At 76.3% G+C, this 21,197-nt stretch carries 20 protein-coding genes; 14 read left to right on the forward strand and 6 right to left on the reverse strand.

Annotated elements, in window-relative coordinates:
• Positions 1 to 60: 60 nt before the first annotated feature.
• Complete coding sequence (locus ACI798_RS14860; protein WP_457048259.1) at positions 61 to 1,770, forward strand: glycoside hydrolase family 13 protein; 1,710 nt, start codon at positions 61 to 63, stop codon at positions 1,768 to 1,770.
• Here ACI798_RS14860 and ACI798_RS14865 read toward each other — a convergent pair.
• Positions 1,733 to 3,139 carry an MFS transporter gene (locus ACI798_RS14865; RefSeq protein ID WP_457048260.1) on the reverse strand — a complete coding sequence of 469 codons (1,407 nt, stop codon included), beginning with the start codon at positions 3,137 to 3,139 and terminating at the stop codon, positions 1,733 to 1,735. The genes ACI798_RS14860 and ACI798_RS14865 overlap by 38 nt on opposite strands.
• A 128-nt stretch (positions 3,140 to 3,267) precedes the next feature.
• On the opposite strand from ACI798_RS14865, the gene ACI798_RS14870 reads away from it, so the two are divergent.
• Entirely contained in the window at positions 3,268 to 4,500 is a 1,233-nt protein-coding gene (locus tag ACI798_RS14870; protein ID WP_456943443.1) for an MFS transporter, read from the forward strand.
• A 57-nt stretch (positions 4,501 to 4,557) separates the two neighbouring features.
• On the opposite strand, the gene ACI798_RS14875 is transcribed toward ACI798_RS14870, so the two are convergent.
• Complete coding sequence (locus tag ACI798_RS14875; RefSeq protein WP_457048261.1) at positions 4,558 to 5,052, reverse strand: hypothetical protein; 495 nt, start codon at positions 5,050 to 5,052, stop codon at positions 4,558 to 4,560.
• Between the two features lie 140 nt (positions 5,053 to 5,192).
• Entirely contained in the window at positions 5,193 to 6,449 is a 1,257-nt protein-coding gene (locus tag ACI798_RS14880; RefSeq protein WP_456943445.1) for an acyl-CoA dehydrogenase family protein, read from the reverse strand.
• A gap of 165 nt (positions 6,450 to 6,614) precedes the next feature.
• Between ACI798_RS14880 and ACI798_RS14885 the strand changes: the two genes are divergently transcribed.
• The 3 genes from ACI798_RS14885 to ACI798_RS14895 are packed head-to-tail and all read left to right on the forward strand — an operon-like array spanning position 6,615 to position 8,514.
• A complete protein-coding gene (locus ACI798_RS14885) occupies positions 6,615 to 7,415 on the forward strand; it encodes a DeoR/GlpR family DNA-binding transcription regulator (protein WP_456943446.1) in 801 nt (266 codons plus the stop codon).
• A 23-nt stretch (positions 7,416 to 7,438) separates the two neighbouring features.
• Positions 7,439 to 7,813 carry a DUF4406 domain-containing protein gene (locus tag ACI798_RS14890; protein ID WP_456943447.1) on the forward strand — a complete coding sequence of 125 codons (375 nt, stop codon included), beginning with the start codon at positions 7,439 to 7,441 and terminating at the stop codon, positions 7,811 to 7,813.
• A complete protein-coding gene (locus ACI798_RS14895; RefSeq protein WP_456943448.1) occupies positions 7,810 to 8,514 on the forward strand; it encodes an NUDIX domain-containing protein in 705 nt (234 codons plus the stop codon). The genes ACI798_RS14890 and ACI798_RS14895 overlap by 4 nt, the downstream gene beginning before the upstream one ends.
• On the opposite strand, the gene ACI798_RS14900 is transcribed toward ACI798_RS14895, so the two are convergent.
• Complete coding sequence (locus ACI798_RS14900; protein ID WP_456943449.1) at positions 8,464 to 10,443, reverse strand: acetoacetate--CoA ligase; 1,980 nt, start codon at positions 10,441 to 10,443, stop codon at positions 8,464 to 8,466. The genes ACI798_RS14895 and ACI798_RS14900 overlap by 51 nt on opposite strands.
• A gap of 174 nt (positions 10,444 to 10,617) precedes the next feature.
• Between ACI798_RS14900 and ACI798_RS14905 the strand changes: the two genes are divergently transcribed.
• The 8 genes from ACI798_RS14905 to ACI798_RS14940 all read left to right on the forward strand — a co-directional run bounded on the left by ACI798_RS14905 (position 10,618) and on the right by ACI798_RS14940 (position 18,061).
• A complete protein-coding gene (locus tag ACI798_RS14905) occupies positions 10,618 to 11,517 on the forward strand; it encodes a hypothetical protein (protein WP_457048262.1) in 900 nt (299 codons plus the stop codon).
• 89 nt (positions 11,518 to 11,606) lie between these two features.
• Positions 11,607 to 13,043 (forward strand): hypothetical protein, encoded by a 1,437-nt coding sequence (locus tag ACI798_RS14910; RefSeq protein WP_456943451.1) that lies wholly within the window; start codon positions 11,607 to 11,609, stop codon positions 13,041 to 13,043.
• A gap of 100 nt (positions 13,044 to 13,143) precedes the next feature.
• Positions 13,144 to 13,551 (forward strand): DUF2237 family protein, encoded by a 408-nt coding sequence (locus tag ACI798_RS14915; protein WP_456943452.1) that lies wholly within the window; start codon positions 13,144 to 13,146, stop codon positions 13,549 to 13,551.
• Between the two features lie 55 nt (positions 13,552 to 13,606).
• Positions 13,607 to 14,101, forward strand: coding sequence for a glutathione peroxidase (locus ACI798_RS14920; protein WP_457048263.1), 495 nt, complete (start codon positions 13,607 to 13,609; stop codon positions 14,099 to 14,101).
• Between the two features lie 160 nt (positions 14,102 to 14,261).
• Entirely contained in the window at positions 14,262 to 14,978 is a 717-nt protein-coding gene (locus ACI798_RS14925; RefSeq protein ID WP_456943454.1) for a mycothiol-dependent nitroreductase Rv2466c family protein, read from the forward strand.
• Between the two features lie 154 nt (positions 14,979 to 15,132).
• The gene (locus ACI798_RS14930) at positions 15,133 to 16,116 is read left to right on the forward strand and encodes a FecCD family ABC transporter permease (protein WP_456943455.1); all 984 of its coding nucleotides are present in this window, start codon (positions 15,133 to 15,135) and stop codon (positions 16,114 to 16,116) included.
• Positions 16,113 to 17,222 (forward strand): FecCD family ABC transporter permease, encoded by a 1,110-nt coding sequence (locus ACI798_RS14935; protein WP_456942550.1) that lies wholly within the window; start codon positions 16,113 to 16,115, stop codon positions 17,220 to 17,222. The genes ACI798_RS14930 and ACI798_RS14935 overlap by 4 nt, the downstream gene beginning before the upstream one ends.
• The gene (locus tag ACI798_RS14940; protein WP_456942549.1) at positions 17,219 to 18,061 is read left to right on the forward strand and encodes an ABC transporter ATP-binding protein; all 843 of its coding nucleotides are present in this window, start codon (positions 17,219 to 17,221) and stop codon (positions 18,059 to 18,061) included. Before ACI798_RS14935 ends, ACI798_RS14940 begins: the two co-directional genes overlap by 4 nt.
• 71 nt (positions 18,062 to 18,132) lie before the next feature.
• Here ACI798_RS14940 and ACI798_RS14945 read toward each other — a convergent pair whose 3' ends face one another.
• Entirely contained in the window at positions 18,133 to 19,071 is a 939-nt protein-coding gene (locus tag ACI798_RS14945; RefSeq protein WP_457048264.1) for a siderophore-interacting protein, read from the reverse strand.
• A 110-nt stretch (positions 19,072 to 19,181) separates the two neighbouring features.
• On the opposite strand from ACI798_RS14945, the gene ACI798_RS14950 reads away from it, so the two are divergent.
• Positions 19,182 to 20,183, forward strand: a complete 1,002-nt coding sequence (locus tag ACI798_RS14950) for an ABC transporter substrate-binding protein (RefSeq protein WP_457048265.1) — start codon at positions 19,182 to 19,184, stop codon at positions 20,181 to 20,183.
• Here the strand turns inward: ACI798_RS14950 and ACI798_RS14955 are convergent.
• Positions 20,132 to 21,160, reverse strand: a complete 1,029-nt coding sequence (locus ACI798_RS14955; RefSeq protein WP_457048266.1) for an EamA family transporter — start codon at positions 21,158 to 21,160, stop codon at positions 20,132 to 20,134. The genes ACI798_RS14950 and ACI798_RS14955 overlap by 52 nt on opposite strands.
• Between the last annotated feature and the right edge of the window lie 37 nt (positions 21,161 to 21,197).

The raw sequence follows: 21,197 nt of genomic DNA on the forward strand, positions 1-21,197 counted from the left end.
TCAGCGCGCTCCCCGGGCCGCGCGGGTGCGGACCGGGGCCAGGGGTGCTGGGCTGGTCGGGTGACCCCCGAGCAGTCGCCGTGGTGGACCCGTGCCGTCGTCTACCAGGTCTACCCGCGCTCGTTCCAGGACTCCGACGGCGACGGGATCGGCGACCTCGGCGGGGTCCTGCAGCGGCTGGACCACCTGGCCGACCTGGGCGTCGACGTCGTCTGGCTCTCGCCGGTCTACCCCTCGCCGCAGGCCGACAACGGCTACGACATCAGCGACTACCAGGACGTCGACCCGCTGTTCGGCACGCTGGGGCAGCTCGACGAGCTGGTCGCCGGGCTGCACGCGCGCGGGATGAAGCTGGTGATGGACCTGGTGGTCAACCACACCAGCGACGAGCACCCGTGGTTCGTCGAGAGCCGGTCGTCGCCGGACTCGCCGAAGCGGGACTGGTACTGGTGGCGGCCGCCGCGGCAGGGCATGACGGCGGGGCAGCCCGGCGCCGAGCCGACCAACTGGCACGGCTTCTTCTCCGGCTCGACCTGGGAGCTCGACGAGGCCAGTGGCGAGTACTACCTGCACCTGTTCGACCGCAAGCAGCCCGACCTGAACTGGGAGAACCCCGAGGTCCGGCAGGCGGTCTACGCGATGATGCGCTGGTGGCTCGACCGCGGGGTCGACGGGTTCCGCATGGACGTCATCAACCTGATCAGCAAGGACGTCGGGCCGGACGGCGAGCTGCACGACGGCCCGCCGCTGCCCGGACTGCCCTACGGGGACGCGACCGCGTCGGTGGTGTGCGGCCCCCGCATCCACGAGTTCCTGCAGGAGATGCACCGCGAGGTGTTCACCGGCCGGCGCGAGCAGCTGCTCCTGGTCGGGGAGACGCCGGGCGCGACGGTGGAGGACGCGCTGCTGTTCACCGACCCCGCGCGCGAGGAGGTGGACATGGTCTTCCAGTTCGAGCACGTGGGCCTGGACTTCGAGGGATCGAAGTTCAACCCCCGGCCGCTGCGGATGCGCGACCTGAAGGCCTCCCTCGGCCGCTGGCAGACGGGCCTGGCCGACGTCGGCTGGAACTCCCTCTACTGGGACAACCACGACCAGCCGCGCGCGGTGTCCCGCTTCGGCGACGACTCACCCCGCTACCGCCGGGACTCCGCGACGTGCCTGGCCACGCTGCTGCACCTGCACCGCGGGACGCCCTACGTCTACCAGGGCGAGGAGATCGGGATGGCGAACTTCCCGTTCACCGACCTGGCGCAGTTCCGCGACGTCGAGTCGATCAACCACCAGGTGCAGGCCGTGGCACACGGCGCCGACCCCGACGAGGTGTTCGCGGCGCTGCGCCGGATGAGCCGGGACAACGCGCGCACGCCCGTGCAGTGGGACGCCTCGCCGAACGCTGGGTTCACCACCGGGACGCCGTGGCTCGCGGTCAACCCCGACCACGTCGAGTGGAACGCCGCCGCCCAGCGCGAGGACCCCGCCTCGGTGTTCGCCCACCACCGGCGGCTGATCGCGCTGCGGCACGAGGACCCGGTGGTGGCGCTGGGCTCCTTCACCATGCTGCTGCCCGAGCACGACGAGGTGTACGCGTTCACCCGCAGCCTCGACGGCGACACGCTGCTCGTCGTCTGCAACCTCGGCGCCAAGGAGCAGGACCTCGCCGGCCTGCTGCCCGAGGCGGTGGGCGCGGAGGTCGTCCTCGGGAACCTGCCCGAGGACGACCCCGCCGTGCTCAGGCCCTGGGAGGCCCGGATCCTGCGCCTGCCGTAGGCAGTCCGTCTCGCTCTCCGGCCCCGTCCAGGGCCCCGCCCCGAGCCTGCGAGGGGTGGGGAGGACGGGGTCCTTCGCCTGCGCCTGCCGGCTCGTTGACCGCCTCGCTCCCGGCCGGTTCCTCGGCCGGGACGTCGAGCGGGTGGGCGATCTCGTCGGCGGGCAGCCGCCAGTACAGGATCGCCGCGACCGCCAGCAGCGGCGGCACCAGCCCGGTGAGCAGGAACGTGCCGGTGAGCCCGACGACCTCGCTGACCGGCCCGGCCAGCGCCATCGACAGCGGCATGAACGCCAGCGAGACGAAGAAGTCGAGGCTGGACACCCGGCCGAGCAGCGCCGGCGGCACCCGCCGCTGCAGCAGCGTCCCCCAGATGACCGTGCTCGACTCGAACGCCGCGCCCAGCACCCCGGCCGCGGCGATCATCAGCCACAGCGACGACGTCCAGCCGAAGACGACCATCGGCACGCAGCCGAAGCCCCACAGCAGGTTCATGACCGTGAGGTAGCGCCGCGGCAGCCGCAGCGAGGCGACGACGGCCGACCCCAGCGCGCCGCCGATGCCGAACGCGGCCAGCACCCAGGCGTGCTCCGTCGGGCCGCCGCCGGCCTGGTCGCGGACCGCGAAGGGGACCAGCACCTCGAACGGGCCCATGAACACCAGCACCATGAGCGAGGCGAACAGCAGCGTCGCCAGCAGCCACGGCGTGCGGACCATGTAGGCGACGCCCTCCCGGACGTCGGCGAACAGGCCCGAGCCCACCTCGTCGCGGCGCACCGGCACCGTCGTCAGCGCCGCCACGCACGCGGCCGCGACCGCCGAGGTCACCGCCGTCGCGAGCAGCGCCGCACCGGGTGAGAACGCGCCGACCAGCAGGCCGCCGGCGGCAGGCCCGATCGCCATCGCCAGCGCCGGGCGGACGACGCCCTCCAGGCCGTTGGCGGCGAGCAGGTCGCCCGCCGGGACCACGCTGGGGACCAGCGCGGAGTAGGCCGGGTAGTACAGCCCCGTCGCGACGCCCTGGGCCAGCGCGGCCGCGGCCAGCGGACCGAGCGCCAGCGCCCCGGCCAGCGACAGGACGGCGACCAGCCCGACCGCCGCGGTCTGCAGCAGCGCGACGCCGAGCAGGATCCGCCGCTGCGGCACGCGGTCGGCCAGGGCGCCGCCGAGCAGCGTGCTGGCCAGCATGCCGCCGGCCGACAGCGCGGTGGCGAAGGAGAGCGCGGCGGGCCCGCCGCCGAGGTCGACCACCTGCCAGACCAGCGCGACCGTCCACAGCCCCTGGGCGAGCAGCGAGAGCCCCATCGACGCGGCCAGCAGGCGGTAGTCGCGGTGCCGCAGGGGCGCGAGCGCGCGCGGCAGGCCGGTCATGACGGGTCCTTCCTCGGGGGACGGCGCACCGTCGGCGCCGTCGGCCCCATGCTCGCCGACGGGACCGACAGCAGTCAGCCGGATTACCGGAGGAGCGCAGGAACGGTCGCGTCTACAGTCCCGTTCCCGTGGGCCGGGTGGTCGAGGCGGTGCTGCCCGCCCGGATGGGGACGTCGTTCCGCTGGCTGATGGCGTCGTCGTGGGTGAGCAACCTGGGCGACGGCGTGGCGCTGGCGGCCGGGCCGCTGCTGGTGGCCGCCCGCACCCAGGACCCGCTGCTGGTCGCGCTCGGCGCCCTGCTGCAGCAGCTGCCGTGGCTGCTGTTCGGCCTGCACGCCGGCGTCCTGGCCGACCGGGTGGACCGGCGGCTGCTCGTCGCCGCCGTCGACCTGGCCCGCGCCGGGGTGCTCGCCGTGCTGGCCGCCGCCCTGTTCACGGGCGACGTCGGGCTGGTGCCCGTGCTGGTCGCGCTGTTCGTGCTGGGCACCGCCGAGGTGTTCGCCGACACCGCCGCCGGCACCCTGCTGCCGATGGTCGTCGACCGCGCCGACCTGGGCATCGGCAACGCCCGCCTGACCGCGGGCACGCTGACGATGAACCAGCTGGCCGGGCCGGCCGTCGGGGGCCTGCTGTTCGTGGCCGGCGCCGCGTGGCCGTTCCTCGCCCAGGCGGTGCTGGTGGCCCTGGGCGCGGTGCTGATCGCGCGGATGCGGGTGCCGCCGCCGGAGCGGGCGGCGCGGCGGGGGCGGATCGGCCGGGACGTCGCCGAGGGCCTGCGCTGGACCTGGGGCCACCCCGCGGTGCGGACGCTGACGGTCACGATCGTCCTGTTCAACGTCACCTACGGCGCGGCCTGGTCGGTGCTCGTGCTCTACGCCGACCAGCGGCTGGGCCTGGGCGCGGCCGGCTACGGCCTGCTCACCACGGTCGGTGCGCTGGGCGGCATGGTCGGGACGGCGTCCTACGACTGGCTCGAACGGCGCGTCGGCATCGCCGCGCTCATGAAGGTGGGGCTGCTGCTCGAGACGCTCACCCACCTGTTCCTGGCGCTGGCCACGACGCCGTGGGTCGCCGTACCGGTGCTGTTCGTCTTCGGCGCGCACGCGTTCGTCTGGGGGACGACGTCGCGCACGGTCCGGATGCGCGCGGTGCCGGCCGGGCTGCAGGGCCGGGTCGGGAGCCTGTACGCGATGGGCGTCTTCGGCGGCATCCTGGCCGGCCAGGCCGTCGGCGGGCTCGTGGCCCGGGCCTGGGGCGTGACCGGCCCGTTCTGGTTCGCGTTCGCCGGGTCGGCGGTGCTGCTGGCGCTCATCTGGCGCGAGCTGGACAACGTCGCGCACGCCGACGACGCCGCCGGGTGACCGTGGCGACGCTCGTGCTCCGCGCACACCGGTGAGCGGAGCACGAGCGTCGAGGCGTCAGGCCCCGGGCGCGAAGACGAGGCGGAAGCCGCCGTCGACCGGCTCCACCTGCCAGGAGACGTCCCCGGAGGTGCCCGACACCGCGGGCTCGCCCAGGCCGGTCTCGGTCCGCTCGGCGGCGGGGGCGGCCGACGCGTAGTGCGCCAGGACGTCCTCGGCGGCGAGGTCGGAGGCGTAGTTCGCGTACTCCTGGCTGCCGTCGGCCGTGCCGCCGGTCTCGCACAGGGTCGACCCGTCCGGCGGCTCGGGGAAGCCGGCGGGGACGGACTCGACGTCGACGATGTCCGCCCCGCCGGCGACGGTCAGCGGGAACGCCGCCAGGCACTCCTCCGGCACGTCGGTCGCGGCACCGCCGTCCCCGGCCGCGGCGACGTCCTCAGCCGCGGCGGCGAGGTCGTCGAGGTCCTCACCGCCGCAGGCGGACAGCAGCAGGGCGGAGCCGAGCAGCGCCCCGGCGAGGGCACGGCGGACGGTCGGACGGGTGCGGGACACGGTTCTCCTCGGGCGTCGTCGGGCCCCGGGCGGACGACCGGGACCGGCCCGCCGGCGCCGCCGGGGGGCGGTCGGGCTGCGGGCCGCGCGGGACCGTAGAGGAGGGACGCCGTCCCGTCAGCACCTCGCGACGCGGGAGATCACGTCAGCGGCGAGCGGGGCAGCAGGCGGTCGCTGATGATCCGCTTCTGGATCTCGCTGGTGCCCTCGAAGATCGTGGTCAGCCGGGCGTCGCGCCAGTGCCGCTCGACCTGCCGCTCGGTGGTGTAGCCGTTGCCGCCGTGCAGCTGCATGGCCTGGTTGGTCACCCGCACGGCCATCTCGGTGGCCTCGAGCTTGACCATCGAGGCCTCCTTCTCGCAGCGCACGCCGAGGTCGACGAGGTGGGCGACCTGGCGGTAGAAGGCGCGCGACTGCTCGATCTGGGCGGCCATCTCCGCGACGGCGAAGCGCAGCGCCTGGAAGTCGCCGATCGGGTGGCCGAACTGCTCGCGCTCCTGCAGGTAGACGATCGAGTCCTCGAGCGCGGCGCGGGCCAGGCCGACGGCGCGGGCGGCGGTGTGCACGCGCGCGGTGTTGAGGAACTTCTGCGCCTCGGCGAACCCGGCCCGCTTCGCGGCCTCGCCCTGCTCGTCGCTGGCCGCCGCCTGGTCGACGACGTTCGCCCGCGGGATGCGGACGCCGTCGAAGACCAGGTCCCAGGTGAGGAAGCCGTGGTAGCCGATCTTGTCGATCGGGGTGCCGGTGAGCCCGGGCGGGAACGCGCCGCGCTCCTTCTCCAGCAGCAGGTTGACCAGCCCGGCGGAGCGCGACTCCCCCGGCTCGGGGTCGCGCTCGCGGACGAGGACCTGGATGAAGTCCGCGGCCTCGGCGTTGCCGCACCAGCGCTTGTGCCCGGTGACCACCCACTCGTCGCCGTCGAGGACCGCCCGGGTGGAGACGCCGGCGAGGTCGGAGCCGGCGTCGGGCTCGGACAGCGCGATGGCACCGATCCACTCGCCCTTCGCGCTGCGGCGCAGCAGCTCGCCGCGCCGCGCGGGGTCGGCCACCGCCGTCCCGAGGCCCTGGGAGCGGGCGAGGATGCTCGCGCTGCTCATCCAGGCACGGGCCAGCTCCTCGGACACCATGCAGTACTCGAAGACGCCGAGGCCCAGCCCGCCGTGCTCGGCCGGCACCGTGATGCCGAACCAGCCGAGCTCGGCCATCCGGGCCAGCAGCGCCTCCGGCAGCAGCCCCTTCTGCGGGTCCAGCTCGTCGGCGACCGGCAGCACCTCGTCGTGGGCGAACCGGCGGGCCTGCTCCTGCAGCGCCTCGCGCTCGGGGGTGTGCCACGGCGGCAGCAGCGCGGGCGGCCGGGGCTCGAGCAGGTCGGCGGGGCGCTCCTGGGTCGACGTCATCGTCGCGGGGCCTCTCTCCGTCGTCGGGGGCGGTCCCCGCCCACCATGCGCGTGCCGCCCCTGACCTGCACGGCGCGCCCGCGGGAGCGTGACGGAGCACACGCTCCCGCGCCGGATCACACAATCACTTCACAGAACTCACACGGTGCTGGTAGGAAATCCGCCGTGGCCGTCCCTGACCGACTCGACGTGACGCTGCGGCTGGTGCGCAACGCCGGCCGGGCCTCGCTCGCCGACCTCGCCGCCCGCCTGGGCGTCTCCGAGATGACCGTGCGGCGCGACCTCGACGCGCTGCAGGCCCGCGGACTGGTCGAGCGCGTCCGGGGCGGCGCGGTCGCCGTCGCCGGGCCGGAGGGCTCCGCGGGCTTCAGCGCGCGGGCCGGCTGGCAGGCCGGCCTCAAGGACCGGATCGGCCGCGCGGCCGCCGCCCTGGTCGAGCCGGGCGCGACGGTGCTGCTCGACGCCGGGACGACGACGGTGCACGTGGCCCGGGCGCTGGGCGACCGGGCGGCGGCGGGCGAGGGCCCGTTCACGGCCGCCGTCGTGAGCCTGCCGGTGGCCGACGCGCTGGCCGACCGGCCGGGGATCCGCCTGCTCGTCGTCGGCGGGGAGTCGCGGCCCGGCGAGCGGAGCCTGGCCGGCCCCCTGACCGCCGCGGTGCTGCGGCAGCTCACCTTCGACCTGTTCGTCATGTCGATCGGGGCGGTGAGCGCGCAGGCCGGCTGGTCGGAGTTCACGCTCGAGGACGCCGCGGTCAAGCAGGTGGGGCTGCAGCAGGCCCGCAGCACCGTCGTCGTCGCCGACGCCTCGAAGCTCGGCGTCCGCGCCTTCGCCTCGGTGGCCCCGCTGGACGCGGTCGGCCGGCTGGTCACGGACGCCAGCGCCCGCGACCCCCAGCTCACCCCCGCGGCGCAGGAGACCCTCGCCGCGCTCGACGACGCCGGCGTGGAGGTCGACTGCACATGACTGCGGACAGGACGCCCGGGAGCGTGACCGGACAGCCCCTGATGATCCTGGTCGCCGGCCCGTACCGCGGGGGCACCGGCGACGACCCGGAGCGGATCGCGGCCAACCACCGGGCGATCCGGCAGGCCTGCCTGGAGCTGTTCCGCGCCGGCCACCTCGCCGTCAACGGGGAGGACCTCGCCCTGCCGCTGGCCGAGCTGGCCGGCTCGACGCGGGTGGGCGACGCCGCCTTCGACGAGGTGTTCCACCCGATGGGCCGCCGGCTGGTCGCCCGCGTCGACGCCGTGCTGCGGCTGCCCGGCGCCTCGGCCGGCTCCGACGAGATGGTCGCGCTGGCCCGCGCCCGCGGCGCCGCGGTCTACACCGGCGTCGACGAGGTCCCGGCGGTGGCGCGGTGACCGGCGTCCTCGGGGTCGACGTCCCCGACGCGCGGGGGCGGACGGGGCTCGACCGCGCCGGTCGCGACCTCACCGGCAACCCCGACGTCGTCGTCCGGGACGTCGAGGTGCTCTCCAGCGCCTGGTACGTCAACCGGCGGACGACGTTCGTCCGCCGCGGCCGCGACGGCGTCTGGCGCACCGAGCAGCGGGAGACCCACGACCGCGGCAACGGCGCCACGGTGCTGCTGTACGACGCCGCCCGCCGCACCGTGCTGCTCACCCGGCAGTTCCGCTTCCCCGCGTACGTCAACGGCTCCCACGACGGGATGCTCGTCGAGACCGCCGCCGGGCTGCTCGACGAGCAGGACGCCGAGGCCGCGGTCCGGCGCGAGGCCGAGGAGGAGCTCGGCGTGGCCGTCGGGGCGCTCACCCGGCTGCCGGACCTGTTCATGAGCCCGGGCTCGGTGACCGAGCGGCTGGCGTTCTTCGCCGGGCCCTACACCCCGGCCGACCGGGTGTCGGCCGGGGGCGGGCTCGCCGAGGAGGGCGAGGACGTCGAGGTGCTCGAGCTGCCGTTCGACGACGCGCTGGCCATGGCCGGCGACGGCCGGATCGCCGACGCCAAGACGGTCCTGCTGCTGCAGTGGGCGGCGCTGCGCGGGCCGTTCTCAGCGCGCGCCGCGCTCCCGGGCGAGGGCGACGTAGTGGTCGACCAGTGACGCGTCGTCGACGGCCCCGGGGTTGACCGCCTTCTCCGGCGCCACGCCCTGGAACAGCCGCTTGAGCGGCACCTCCAGCCGCTTGCCGGTCCGGGTGTGCGGGACGCCGGGGACGACGAGGATCTCGTCGGGCACGTGCCGGGGACTGGCCGAGCTGCGGATGGCTGCGCGGATGCGGTCGGCCAGCTCGCCGGTGAGCTCGGCGCCGGGCGCCATCTGCACGAACAGCGGCATCCAGTAGCCGCCGTCGCGCTGCTCGACACCGAGGACGACGCAGTCGGCGACCTCGGGGAAGCTCTCGACGGCGGCGTAGATGTCGGCGGTGCCCATGCGCACGCCGCCGCGGTTGAGCGTGGAGTCCGACCGGCCGGTGATGACGCAGGTCCCGCGCTCGGTGACCTCCATCCAGTCGCCGTGGCGCCACACGCCCGGCCACGGCTCGAAGTAGGCCTCGCGGTAACGGCTGCCGTCCGGGTCGTTCCAGAAGTACAGCGGCATCGACGGCATCGGCTCGGTGATCACCAGCTCGCCCAGCTCGCCGGTGACCGGCTCGCCGTCCTCGCCCCACGCGGCCGCGGCGACGCCGAGCATCGGCCGCTGCAGCTCCCCGGCGGTCACCGGCAGCAGCAGCGTGCTGCCGATGAAGCCGGTGGCGACGTCGGTGCCGCCGGACACCGAGGCGAGGAAGACGTCACGGCCCACCGCGTCGTAGACCCACTCGAACGCCGAGGCCGGCAGCGGCGAGCCGGTGGAGCCGATCGTCCGCAGCGCCGACAGGTCGTGGGTCTCCCCCGGCCGGATCCCGGCCTTCTCGCAGGCGACGAGGTAGCCGGCGCTGGTGCCCAGGTAGGTGAGGCGGGTCCGGGCGGCGAGGGCGAACTGCGCGTCGACCGAGGGGTACGCCGGGGCGCCGTCGTGGACGACCACGGTCGCGCCGCGCAGCAGCGCCGACGTCGCGATGTTCCACATGATCCAGGCGGTGGAGGCGTACCAGTAGAAGCGGTCGCCGGGCCCGACGTCGCCGTGCAGGCCCAGCTGCTTGTGCTCCTCGAGCACCACGCCGCCGTGCCCGTGGACGATCCCCTTGGGCAGCCCGGTGGTGCCCGACGAGTAGACGATCCACAGCGGGTGGTCGAACGGCAGCGCCTCGAACTCGGGCTCCTGCCGGTCGGCGACGGCGTCGGCCCAGCCCAGCGCGCCGTCGGGGAGCTCGTCGGGGAACAGCCGGGGGACGGCGATCGTCGTCGTCACGGTCGGCAGGGCGGCCCGGAGCTCGGCGACGACGCCGCGCCGGTCGTAGGGCTTCCCGTTGAAGCGGTACCCGTCGACGGCGACCAGCACGGTCGGCTCGATCTGGGCGAACCGGTCGAGGACGGCGCGGGTGCCGAAGTCCGGCGCGCAGGAGGACCACACCGCGCCGATCGACGCCGCGCCGAGGAACGCGACGACCGCCTCGGGGACGTTGGGCAGGTACCCGGCGACGCGGTCGCCGCGGCGCACGCCCAGCCGGCGCAGGGTCGCGGCGAACGCACCGACCTGCGCGCGCAGCTCGGCCCAGGAGACCTCGACCGGCTCGGCGTCCTCCGCGACGGCGATCAGCGCCGGGTGCTCGTCCGTGGCGTGCCGCAGCGCCTGCTCGGCGTAGTTGACCGTGGCGTCCGGGAACCACTCGGCACCGGGCATCTCCCGCCGGGTGAGCACCCGGTCGTCGGGGACGCCGGGCAGCACGCCGGACCACGCGGCGACGTCGGCCCAGAACTGGTCCAGGTGCTCGACCGACCAGCGCCAGATCGCGTCGTAGTCGGTGGGGTCCAGGTCCAGCCCGCGGCGGGCGGCCACCTCGCGCGCGAAGGCCGCCAGCCGCGTCGCCTCCCGGACCTCCCCTGTGGGCTGCCAGAGCACCGGTGCGGGAGAGGTGTCAGCGGTCACAGCGGCACCCTGCCACTCCCCTCGCGTCCCCAGGGAGGGTGGGGCCGCCTCACAGGACGTGACCGTTCCGTCCCGTTTTCACCCCATCGGGGGACGGACTTCGCCTGGCGCCTTCCGTGACCGCCTGGCTCCATGGAGTGAGCACTGTGTCGGCCGACACCAGGGGGAGGTGCGATGGCCGAGCGTTCGCTCCTGCCGGGCCGTCGCGCCCGCCTGCGCCGGTGGGGCGGCCGCCTGGCGGTCCTCGCCGGGACCGCCGCCGGCATCTGGCTGGCCGGCGTGTCCACCGCCTCGGCCGACGAGCCGCCGCCCGGCGGCCTGCTCGGCGCGGTGACCGCGCCGGTGGGCCAGGTGGCCGGGTCCGTCGCGTCCCCCGTCGTCACGCCCGTCGCGGAGGCGGTCGCGCCCGTCCTGGCGCCGGTCGCCGAGGCGGTCGCCCCGGTCGCCGCGCCGCTGCGGGAGGCCGTCGCGCCCGTCGCTCCCGTGCTCGAGCCGGTGACCGACGCCGTCGCACCGGTGACGCGGACGCTGTCCCCGGTCACCGGGGCACTGCGGCCGGCCCTGGCACCCGTCACGGAGGCGCTGTCCCCGGTCACCGGGGCACTGTCCCCGGTCACCGGGGCGCTGGCGCCGGTGCCCGACGTCCCCGCGACCGACGTCCCCGCGCCCGTGGCCTCTGCCGACGACCCGGTCGAGACCCCGGCCGGCGCTCCCGTGGCCGGCGCGGCGGCCGACGTCGTGGGCGCGCCGGCCGTCGGGTCCGGCACCGACGTCGCGGCCCCGCGGGTCCCCGCTGCGGCCGGGCGGTCCGCGGACGTGGCCGGTTCCGCGCCCGCCGTGGCGCAGGTCGCCGTCCCGGCGCCCACCGTGCCGGTGGCCCCGCTCGCGCCCGCCGTGCCCGTCCCGCCGGCCGTGCCGGCGTCGGCGGGCACCGCGTCCGGCGCCGACCAGCCCTCCTCCGACCTCGGCGCGACCGTCCCCGTCGCGCCGCGCGCGGCCGCCGTGGCCGCCACCGCCGGGGCCCGGGACGCCGCCGCCGGCGACCCGGTCGACCCCGCCACCTCCCCCGACTGAGGACGCGCCTCCCGGCCACGGGCCGGTCGAGCGCAGTCCCCGCCGTCCCGTCCGGGACGCGGGTCCCCGTCCTCAGTCAGGAGTCCCCCATGCACCCCTGGGCCACCCGCGCCCTGCGCGTGGCACTGATGACCGGCGGCCTGATGGCCCTCGGCACCGGTGTCGCCGCCGCGTCCGACGACCTCGACGTGACGGTGCCGGTCACCGTCACCGACAACGCGCTCGGTGTCCTCGACACCGGCACCCCGATCGGCGGGCTGGAGCTGCCCGCCGTCTCGCAGGACATCTCCCTGGACCTGGGCCCCGTCGACGTCGCGGTGCCCGTGACGATCGGCGGCAACGACGCCTCGGTCGCCGGCGGCACCGCCACGCAGGAACCGGCCGCGCCCGCCCCGGGCAGCACCGACCCGGCCGACGTCGTCGTGCCGGTGACCGTCGTCGGCAACGGGGTCGGCGTGCTCGGCGACGCCACCGCCGGCGGCACCGCCCCCGCCACGCCCGAGGGCGCGGTGACCGTGCCCGTCACCGTCTGCGGCAACGGCGTCGGCGTGCTCGGCGACGCGCTCGGGGGCTGCACCGCCGCCACCGACCCGGCACCGGCCCCCGCCGACGGCGGCCCGCTCGGCGACCTGCTCGACGTCGACGTCCCGGTCACCGCGTGCGGCAACGGCGTCGGCGTGCTCGGCGACGCCGCCGGGGACTGCACCCCCGCGGCGCCGACCGGGGACACCGGGAGCGGGTCGGACGGCGGCAGCCTGGTCGACGCCGACCTGCCGGTCACCGTCTGCGGCACCGGCGTGGGCCTGCTGGGCGGCGCGGCCGGCGACTGCACGCCCGCGACCTCCGGGGACGGCACCGGCTCCGGCGACTCGGACGGCGGCCTGCTCGACGTCGACGCCCCGGTCACCGTCTGCGGCACCGGCCTCGGCGTGCTGGGCGACGCGCTCGGCGGGTGCTCCCCCGAGGGCACGGAGGGTCCCGGCGGCCCCGGCTCCGGGAACGGCTCCGGGAACGGCTCCGGGAACGGCTCCGACGGCGGCATCGGCGTCGACGTGCCGGTGACCGTCTGCGGTCTGGGCCTCGGCCTGCTCGGCGACGCCGCCGGCGACTGCACGCCGCCGACCGCCCCGGTGACCCCGACCGACCCGACGAACCCGACCGACCCGACGAACCCGACCGACCCCACGGACCCGACCGACCCGCAGCACCCGGGCACGCCGCAGGACTGCCCGGGCCACGGCCGGGGCCAGGACCGTGGCCACGGCTGGGGCCACGGTTCCGGGAACGGCTGGGCGCACGGGACCACCCGCCCGGCGTCCGCGGCCGGTGCTCGGGCGACCGGCTCCTGGACGGCGGACGCCTGGACGGCCGGTTCCTCGGCGGCGTCCGACCGCTCCGGCGACACCGGGGAGCTCGCCTACACCGGCACCGGGACGGCGACCGCTCTCGGGGCGGCGCTGCTGGCCCTCGCCCTGGGGACCGGCCTGACCCTCGCCGGCCGGCGCCGTCGCGAGGACGCCGTCTGACCGGCACCGCCTGACCGCCCTCCGCGGGCCCGGCCGAGCAGCGTCTCCGGCCGGGTCCGCGGACGGCCACGTCCGGGAGCACCTCTGCCACGATCCCGTCGTGACCGAGCCGGAGCCGGGGACCGAACGCAACGTGCTGGGCGGTCCCCTGCAACCCTGCGGCACCGAGCCGCTGACCGGCTTCCACCGCGACGGGTCCTGCCGCACCGGCCCGGACGACCTGAGCAGCCACACGGTGTGCGCCGTCGTCTCCCGCGAGTTCCTCACCCTGCAGCGCGAGCTCGGCAACGACCTCACGACCCCGCGGCCGGAGTTCGGCTTCCCCGGACTGCGGCCGGGCGACCGCTGGTGCGTCGTCGCCGCCCGCTGGCTGCAGGCCTACCGCGCCGGCGCCGCGGCGGGCGTGGTCCTCGCGGCCACGAACGAGCGGTCGCTGGAGGTCGTGCCGCTGGCCGCACTGCGTCAGCACGCCGTCGACGTCCCCGACGACATCAGCGACCTGGAATGAGCCCGGCGTCCCGCGCGCTGGTGCCGTCGACCCGCCCGGCCCGCGAGGAGTGCCCGTGACCGACCTGCTCGACCTGCCCGTCTCGACCCTCCGGGGCGAGGACACCACCCTCGGCGCGCTCACCGGCCGCCGTCCGGCCCTGGTGGTCAACGTGGCCAGCCGCTGCGGCCTGACCCCGCAGTACACCGGGCTCGAGGAGCTGCAGAAGGAGTACGGCCCGCGCGGGTTCACCGTCGTCGGCGTGCCGTGCAACCAGTTCGCCGGTCAGGAGCCCGGCAGCGCCGAGGAGATCGCCTCGTTCTGCTCGGCCACCTACGGCGTCACCTTCCCGATGACGGGGAAGGTCGACGTCAACGGCGAGGACGCGCACCCCGTCTACCAGCGGCTCACCGAGGCCCCCGACGCCGCCGGCGAGGCCGGGCCGGTGCAGTGGAACTTCGAGAAGTTCCTGGTCGACGGCGACGGCGCGGTCGTGGCGCGGTTCCGCCCGACGACCGAGCCGGGCGCGCCCGAGGTCCGGACGGCGATCGAGGGCCTGCTCGCCGGCTGACCCGCGGCTCCTCCTGGGGCGTTCCCCGTCCTCCCGGGCGCTGCAGGACCCGAGGAGCACGAACAGCACCCCGGAAGCGGATGGGATGCCGGTGCCCGGCTGCAGGAGCGGGCCCGGGCGGCGGCGTGCCGGGGTCGCGGGGGCGGGGCAGCATCGGGTCATGGCCGACCTGCACTTCTACTTCGACCCGGTGTGCCCGTTCGCGTGGCTGACCAGCCGGTGGGTGCGCACCGTCGCGGCCCGGCGGGAGTACGACGTCGACTGGCGGTTCATCTCGCTGCGCCTGCTCAACGCGCACGTCGACTACGACGCCCACTTCCCGCCCGAGTACGAGGCCGGCCACACCGCGGGGCTGCGGCTGCTGCGCGTGGCCGCCCGCACCCGCGAGGAGCACGGCCGGGCGGCGGTGGGCACGCTCTACGAGACCCTCGGCCGGCGGGTCTTCGAGACCGAGCCCGACCGGCCCGGCACCGCCGGCGAGCGCGGCACCCGGGCCTACCTCGCGCCGGTGCTGGAGCGCGCCGGGCTGCCGGCGGACCTCGCCGGCGCCCTCGACGACGACCGCTGGGACGCCACGATCCGGGCCGAGACCGACGAGGCGCTGGCGCTCACCGGCAAGGACGTCGGGACGCCGATCCTGCACTTCGAACCGCCCGAGGGGGTCGCCTTCTTCGGCCCGGTCATCAGCCGGGTGCCGGCCGACGACGACGCGGTCGGGCTGTGGGACGCCGTCGTCCGCCTGGCCCGCTTCCCCGGGTTCGCCGAGCTCAAGCGCAGCCTGCGCGAGCGCCCGCAGCTGATCGCCGCCGGGGTGCAGCCGGACGAGGTCGGGGTACAGGAGGACTGGCACGGCGGGAGCCGCCGCACGAAGCGGTGAGCGTGACCTGCACCGGAGCGGGTACTAAGGTGAGCCTTGCCTGATCTCGATCGTCCGGAGCTGCCCGGTGCCCGTCCCCAGCGTCACCCGCGCTCCCGCGGCGACCCGGGAGGTCCCCGCACGCCCGGCACGGTCCGCCCGGACCCGGCGCCGCGTGCTCGGACTGCTCGGGCTCCTCGTCCTCGTGGTCGCCGCCTGCGCGGCCAGCATCGCGGTCGGCACCCGCCCGCTCGGCCTGGGCACCGTGTGGGAGGTCCTCACCGACCGCTCGCTGCGGACCGAGGAGGCGGTCATCGTCTGGGACCTGCGGGTCCCGCGGACCGCGCTGGGCCTCCTGGTCGGGGCGTCGCTCGGGGTCGCCGGCGCCCTGATGCAGGGCCACACCCGCAACCCGCTCGGCGACCCCGGCCTGCTCGGCGTCACCGCCGGCGCCTCCTTCGCCGTGGTCCTGGCCATCGCGCTGCTCGGGATCAGCACGCCGTCGGGGTACGTGTGGTTCGCCTTCGCGGGGGCGCTGGCCGGGACGGTCGCGGTCTACGTCCTCGGCGCGGCCGGCCGCGGCGGGGCCACCCCGGTCACCCTCGCCCTCGCCGGCTCCACCCTGTCGGCCCTGCTCTACGCCCTCGTGCGCGCCGTCCTGGTCAGCGACTCGAACTCGCTGGACGCCTTCCGCTTCTGGGTGGTCGGCGCGCTGGCCGGCCGCGGCGCCGACATCGCCTGGCAGGTGCTCCCCTTCGTCGTCGCCGGCCTGGTGCTCGCCCTGCTCAACGCGCCCGCCCTGGACCTGCTCGGCATGGGCGAGGACGTGGCCCGCGGCCTCGGCCAGCGGGTGTGGCCGGCCCGCGCCGTCGGCCTGGTGGCCATCACGCTGCTGGCCGGCGCCGCGACGGCGGCCTGCGGCCCGATCGCCTTCGTCGGGCTGGTGGTCCCGCACGCCGTCCGGGCGTTCACCGGGCCGGCGCACCGGTGGCTGGTCCCCTGCGCGGCACTGGCCGGGGCGTTCCTGCTGCTGACCGCCGACGTCGTCGGCCGGGTGATCGCACGTCCCGGTGAGGTGCAGGTCGGCATCGTGCTCGCCCTGCTGGGCGGGCCCTTCTTCATCGCGCTCGTGCGCCGCCGCCGGAGCGCGACGCTGTGACCGCCACCGTCGACACCATCCGCGAGACGACCCCGCCCGACCCCGGCGGGCGCGCGGCCGGCCGCGCGGTCGTCCTGCGGTACGGGCCGGTGTCGGTGCGGTTCCGCTGGCGGTCGGTCGTCGTGCCGCTGGCCGCGCTGGCCGTCGTCGTGCTGCTCGGCGCGGTCGCGCTGGGCCGGGGCGACTACCCGATCGCGGTCACCGACGTGCTGCGCACGCTGGTCGGGGCGGGCGAGGAGGGCCAGCGGTTCGTCGTGCTGGAGCTGCGGGCGCCGCGGGTCGTCGTCGGCGCGCTGGTCGGGCTGGCGCTCGGCGTGGCCGGCGCCCTGTTCCAGACCTTCGCGCGCAACCCGCTGGCCTCCCCGGACATCCTCGGGATCACCTCGGGCGCCTCGGTGGGCGCCGTGATCGCGATCGTCGTCACCGGGACCTCGTCGGTCGGCGCCGTCCTGGGCGGCGTCGGCGTCCCGCTCGCGGCCCTCGCCGGGGCACTGGGAGCCGGGCTGCTGCTGTTCCTGCTGGCCTACCGGTCCGGCGTCGACGGCTACCGGCTGGTCCTGGTCGGCGTCGCCGTGTCCTCGATCTCGCTGGCGGTGGTCGACTGGCTGCTCACCCGGGCGGCCATCCACGACGCCGCGGCCGCCTACGTGTGGCTCGTCGGCTCGCTCAACGCCCGCACCTGGGACCAGGCCGTGCCGCTGGCCCTCGCCCTGGCGGTACTGGTGCCGCTGGCCCTCGCGGCGGGGCGCGTGCTCGGCGTGCTGCAGTTCGGCGACGACACCGCGCGCGGACTGGGCGTGCGACTGGCCTCGGCGCAGGCCGCCGTGGTGCTCGTCGCCGTCGTGCTGGTCGCCGCGTCGGTGTCCGCCGCCGGGCCGATCACGTTCGTCGCGCTGGTCGTCCCGCAGATCGCCGTCCGGCTGACCGGCGGCTCTCGCCCGCCGCTGCTGGCCTCCGGCCTGCTCGGGGCGGCGCTGGTGGTGCTGGCCGACCTGCTCACCCGCACCGTCCTGCCCGAGGCCCTGCCGGTGGGCATCCTCACCGCCGTCGTCGGCGCCCCGTACCTGCTCTGGCTGCTCGTCCGCGGGAGGCGGACCATCGCATGACGACTCCCACCACCGACGCGCCCCCGCTGCCCGCCGCCGTGAGCGAGGGACGGGTGCGCCTGGCGGCCGAGGGGCTGCGCCTGGCCTACGACGACCGCGTCGTCGTCGACGGGCTGGACCTCACGTTCACCGACGGCTCGTTCACCGCGATCGTCGGGCCCAACGGCTGCGGCAAGTCCACCCTGCTGCGGGCGCTGGGCCGGCTGCTGCGCCCGGCGGCGGGTCAGGTGCTGCTCGACGGGCGGGCGATCGCGCGGACGCCGACCCGCGAGGTCGCCCGCGTGCTCGGGCTGCTGCCGCAGACGCCGGTCGCCCCGTCCGGGCTCACCGTCGCCGACCTCGTGGCCCGCGGCCGGCACCCGCACCAGAGCTGGCTGCGGCAGTGGTCGGCGGAGGACGAGGCGGTCGTGGCCGAGGCGCTGACCTGGACCGACATGGGCGACCTCGCCGACCGCCCGGTGGACGAGCTCTCCGGCGGCCAGCGGCAGCGGGCGTGGATCTCCATGGCGCTCGCCCAGGGCACCGACCTGATCCTGCTCGACGAGCCGACGACCTACCTGGACCTGTCGCACCAGATCGACGTCCTGGAGCTGGTGGCGCGGCTGCACGCCGAGCGGCGGCGGACGGTCGTCGTCGTGCTGCACGACCTCAACCTCGCCGCCCGCTACGCGCAGCGGCTCGTCGCCATGCGCGACGGCGTCCTGGTCGCCTCCGGCACGCCGCACGAGGTGCTCACCGAGCGGCTGCTCGCCGACGTCTTCGACCTCGAGGCCCGCGTGGTGCCCGACCCGGTGGCCGGCACCCCGATGGTCGTCCCGGTCCGCCGACTCCCCAGGTGAGTTGATGGAACGGCCCCGCTGCAGGGGCCCGCCGCGAGCGTGCGAGCGGTGGGGGGCAGCGGGGTCCTTCGTCAGTTCTCGGCGCGGCCCTCGCGCCAGTAGCCCATGAAGGCCACCGAGCGCCGGTCGACGCCGAGGTCGCCGACCAGGCGGCGGCGCAGCTGCTTGACCATCCCGGCCTCGCCGGCCAGCCAGGCGTAGCAGCCGGCCCCGGCGGCGGGGTCCTCGGGGACCTCCCACAGCAGGCCGGTGTCGAGGTCGACGTCCTCGGGGGCGGGTGCCGGCGCGGCGCAGACCCCCAGGTCGACCAGCGCGGCGTGCACTGCGGGCACCAACAGCTCGCCGCGGGGGCGGTCGGCGCGGGCCAGCCAGCGCACCTGCACGCCCTCGGGCAGCCGCAGGTCCTGCAGGTCCCCGGCCGCGGGCACCTCGAGGACGGCGACGGCGCGCCGGCCGGGCGGCAGCGCCTCGAGGATCGCGCTGACGGCGGGCACGGCGGTCTCGTCGCCGGCGAGCAGCAGGCAGGAGGCCGTGGCCGGCGGCGCCCACTCGACACCCCACGCACGGCCGCGACCGGGCCGGTCGGGGCCCATGAGCACCGTCGGGTCGCCCGGGCGGGCCTGCGCGGCCCAGGTGGCGGCGGGGCCGGCGTGCCCGTCGGCGACGCCGTGCAGGACGACGTCGAGGTCGACCTCGGCCCGCTCGGGACGGGCCGCGCGCACGGTGTACGTGCGCAGGACCGGGCGCCGCTCCTCGGGCAGCGCGCAGTAGGCGGGGTACCACTCGGCGCCGGCGGCCTGCAGCTCGGCCAGCGCCGCCGGGTCGGGCGTCAGGACGAGCTTGACCCGCTGGTCGTCCCCGGCGACGCCGAAGTCCTCGAGCCGCGGGCCGGTGAGCGTGATCCGCACCGTCGAGGGGCCGAGCGGGCGCACGCGGGCGACGACGGTCTCGAAGAACAGCCACTGCGGCAGCTCGGCCACCGCCGCTGCCGGGGCCTGAGTCGTCGTCACGCGGGTCTCCGCTCCGCTCGGGGACGGCCCTCGCGGACCGGTTGTAAGGCAAGGCTAACCTCCCCTCGCTCGCAGGGGGAAGCCGCCTGCCCGAACCGGAGGAGGACCCCGTGTCCCGACCCCCGCGCCTGCTCGGCGCCCCCCTCGCGCTGGCGGCGGTGCTCGCCGTCAGCGCCTGCGCCGGATCCGGCACCGACGACGAGGCGCAGGCCGCGACGGGCGGCTGGTCGTTCACCGACGACGTCGGCACCACCGTCGAGCTCGACGCCGCGCCGGAGCGGGTGGCCGGCCTCAACGACGTCGCCTCGTCGCTGTGGAACCACGGCATCGAGCCGGTGGCCACCTTCGGCCAGACCTCGGCCGCCGACGACGTCCAGTTCGAGGGCCGCGACCTGTCCGGCGTGGAGATCGTCGGCGAGAGCTACGGGCAGATCGACCTCGAGGCGCTGGCCGCCGCCGACCCCGACCTCATCGTCACCACCGTCTACCCGGTGGACTCGGAGGGGACGCTGGACGACACCCAGCCCCTCTACGGCTTCGAGTCCCTGGAGCAGCAGGAGCAGGTCGCGCGGATCGCGCCGGTCGTGGCGATCGCCTGGCGCGGCTCGGCCGCCGAGGTCATCGAGCGCACCGCCGAACTCGCGGGGGCCCTCGGCGCGGACATGGACGGCGACGAGGCGCGCGCGGCCCGGCAGGACTACGAGGAGGCCTCCGCGGCGCTGACCGAGGCCGCCTCCTCCGGGGTCACGGTGCTGCCGGTGGCCGCCTACCCGGACGAGGGCTTCTACATGGCCAAGGCCCCCGACGACCCGTCGCTGCGCCTCTACCAGGACCTCGGCGTGCAGTTCGTCGACCCGGGCGGCGACGGCTACTTCTGGCAGACCGCGAGCTGGGAGCAGGTGCCGCAGTACCGCAGCGACGTCATCCTCTACTCGCTGCGCGGCGCCATGAGCCCCGAGGAGATGGCCGGCCAGCCGACCTACGGCCTGCTGCCGGCCGCGCAGGCGCAGCAGGTCTACCCGTGGGAGTACGTCGGCATGGACCACGCCGCGCAGGCCCGCTACATGGAGCGCCTGGCCGGCTGGCTCGCCGACTCTGACAAGGTCACCTGAGGCGCGAGCGGCGCCGGCGTCTCGGGGACGGGCGCTGGCGCCGGGGCCGGCCGCGCGGCGGTGCGGGCGGTCTGGGCGAGCGCGATGCCGCCGAGCACCACCAGCCCGCCGGCCACCTGCCAGCCGCTGAGCACCTGCTCGAGCCACAGCCAGGCGACGACGGAGGCGAACACCGGCTCGACGGTGGCGACCAGCCCGGCCGTCGTCGGCGGCAGGTGGCGCAGCGCGGCGATCGACAGCCAGAAGGGCGTGATCGCCCCGAGGACGACGATCCAGGCCACGAGCACCCACAGCGGCAGCTGCACCGAGCCCAGCGAGACCGGCACCCGCTCCCCGAGCACGCCGGCGTCGAACGACGCGGTGAACGGTGCGACGACGGCCCAGAACAGCGCGGCGGCCACGAACGTCCAGGTGGTGAGCGCGACCGGGTCGCGGGTGGCCGTCCCGCGCTCGCCCATGAGGTAGTAGGTGGCCAGGCAGACCGCGGCGGCCAGGCCCGCGGCGACGCCGAGCGGGTTCAGCGAGCCGCCGCCCTCCCACACCTGCGCGACGAGGACCAGCCCGGACAGCGACAGCGCGAGCGCCACCCAGATCCGGGGGCGCACGGGCTCCCGGCGGACCAGCCGGACCCACAGCGCGATCCCGACCGGCGCGGTCATCTCGAAGACCAGCGCGATGCCGACGGGCAGCCGGCCGATGGCCACGTAGTAGAGGAACTGGGTGAGCGCGACGCCGACCACGCCGAACACGGCGAGGAAGGGCACCTCGCGCCAGGTGATCCGCAGCCGCCGCGGGGAGACCAGCGCCAGCGCCGCCAGCAGCCCGGCCGCCGCCCCGCCGCAGCGCATCGCCGTCAGCCAGGTGGGCGGGACGCCGGCCTGCAGCGCGAGCGTGGAGACGGTGCCGTTGACGGCGAACAGGCCCGCCGCCGCGACGGTGGTCAGGTAGCCGATCGCGGGGCGGCGGGTGTGCGGCACCCGTCCGAGCGTAGCGGTCGTAGCGCCGGACGCCACC

The organism is Geodermatophilus sp. SYSU D01045 (assembly GCF_054050295.1).

Coding starts and splice junctions, on each gene's coding strand:
- ACI798_RS14905 (WP_457048262.1), top strand. CDS start 10,618: ATGGCCGAGCGTTCGCTCCTGCCGGGCCGTCGCGCCCGCCTGCGCCGG.
- ACI798_RS14910 (WP_456943451.1), top strand. CDS start 11,607: ATGCACCCCTGGGCCACCCGCGCCCTGCGCGTGGCACTGATGACCGGC.
- ACI798_RS14865 (WP_457048260.1), bottom strand. CDS start 3,139: ATGACCGGCCTGCCGCGCGCGCTCGCGCCCCTGCGGCACCGCGACTAC.
- ACI798_RS14880 (WP_456943445.1), bottom strand. CDS start 6,449: ATGACGTCGACCCAGGAGCGCCCCGCCGACCTGCTCGAGCCCCGGCCG.
- ACI798_RS14925 (WP_456943454.1), top strand. CDS start 14,262: ATGGCCGACCTGCACTTCTACTTCGACCCGGTGTGCCCGTTCGCGTGG.
- ACI798_RS14940 (WP_456942549.1), top strand. CDS start 17,219: ATGACGACTCCCACCACCGACGCGCCCCCGCTGCCCGCCGCCGTGAGC.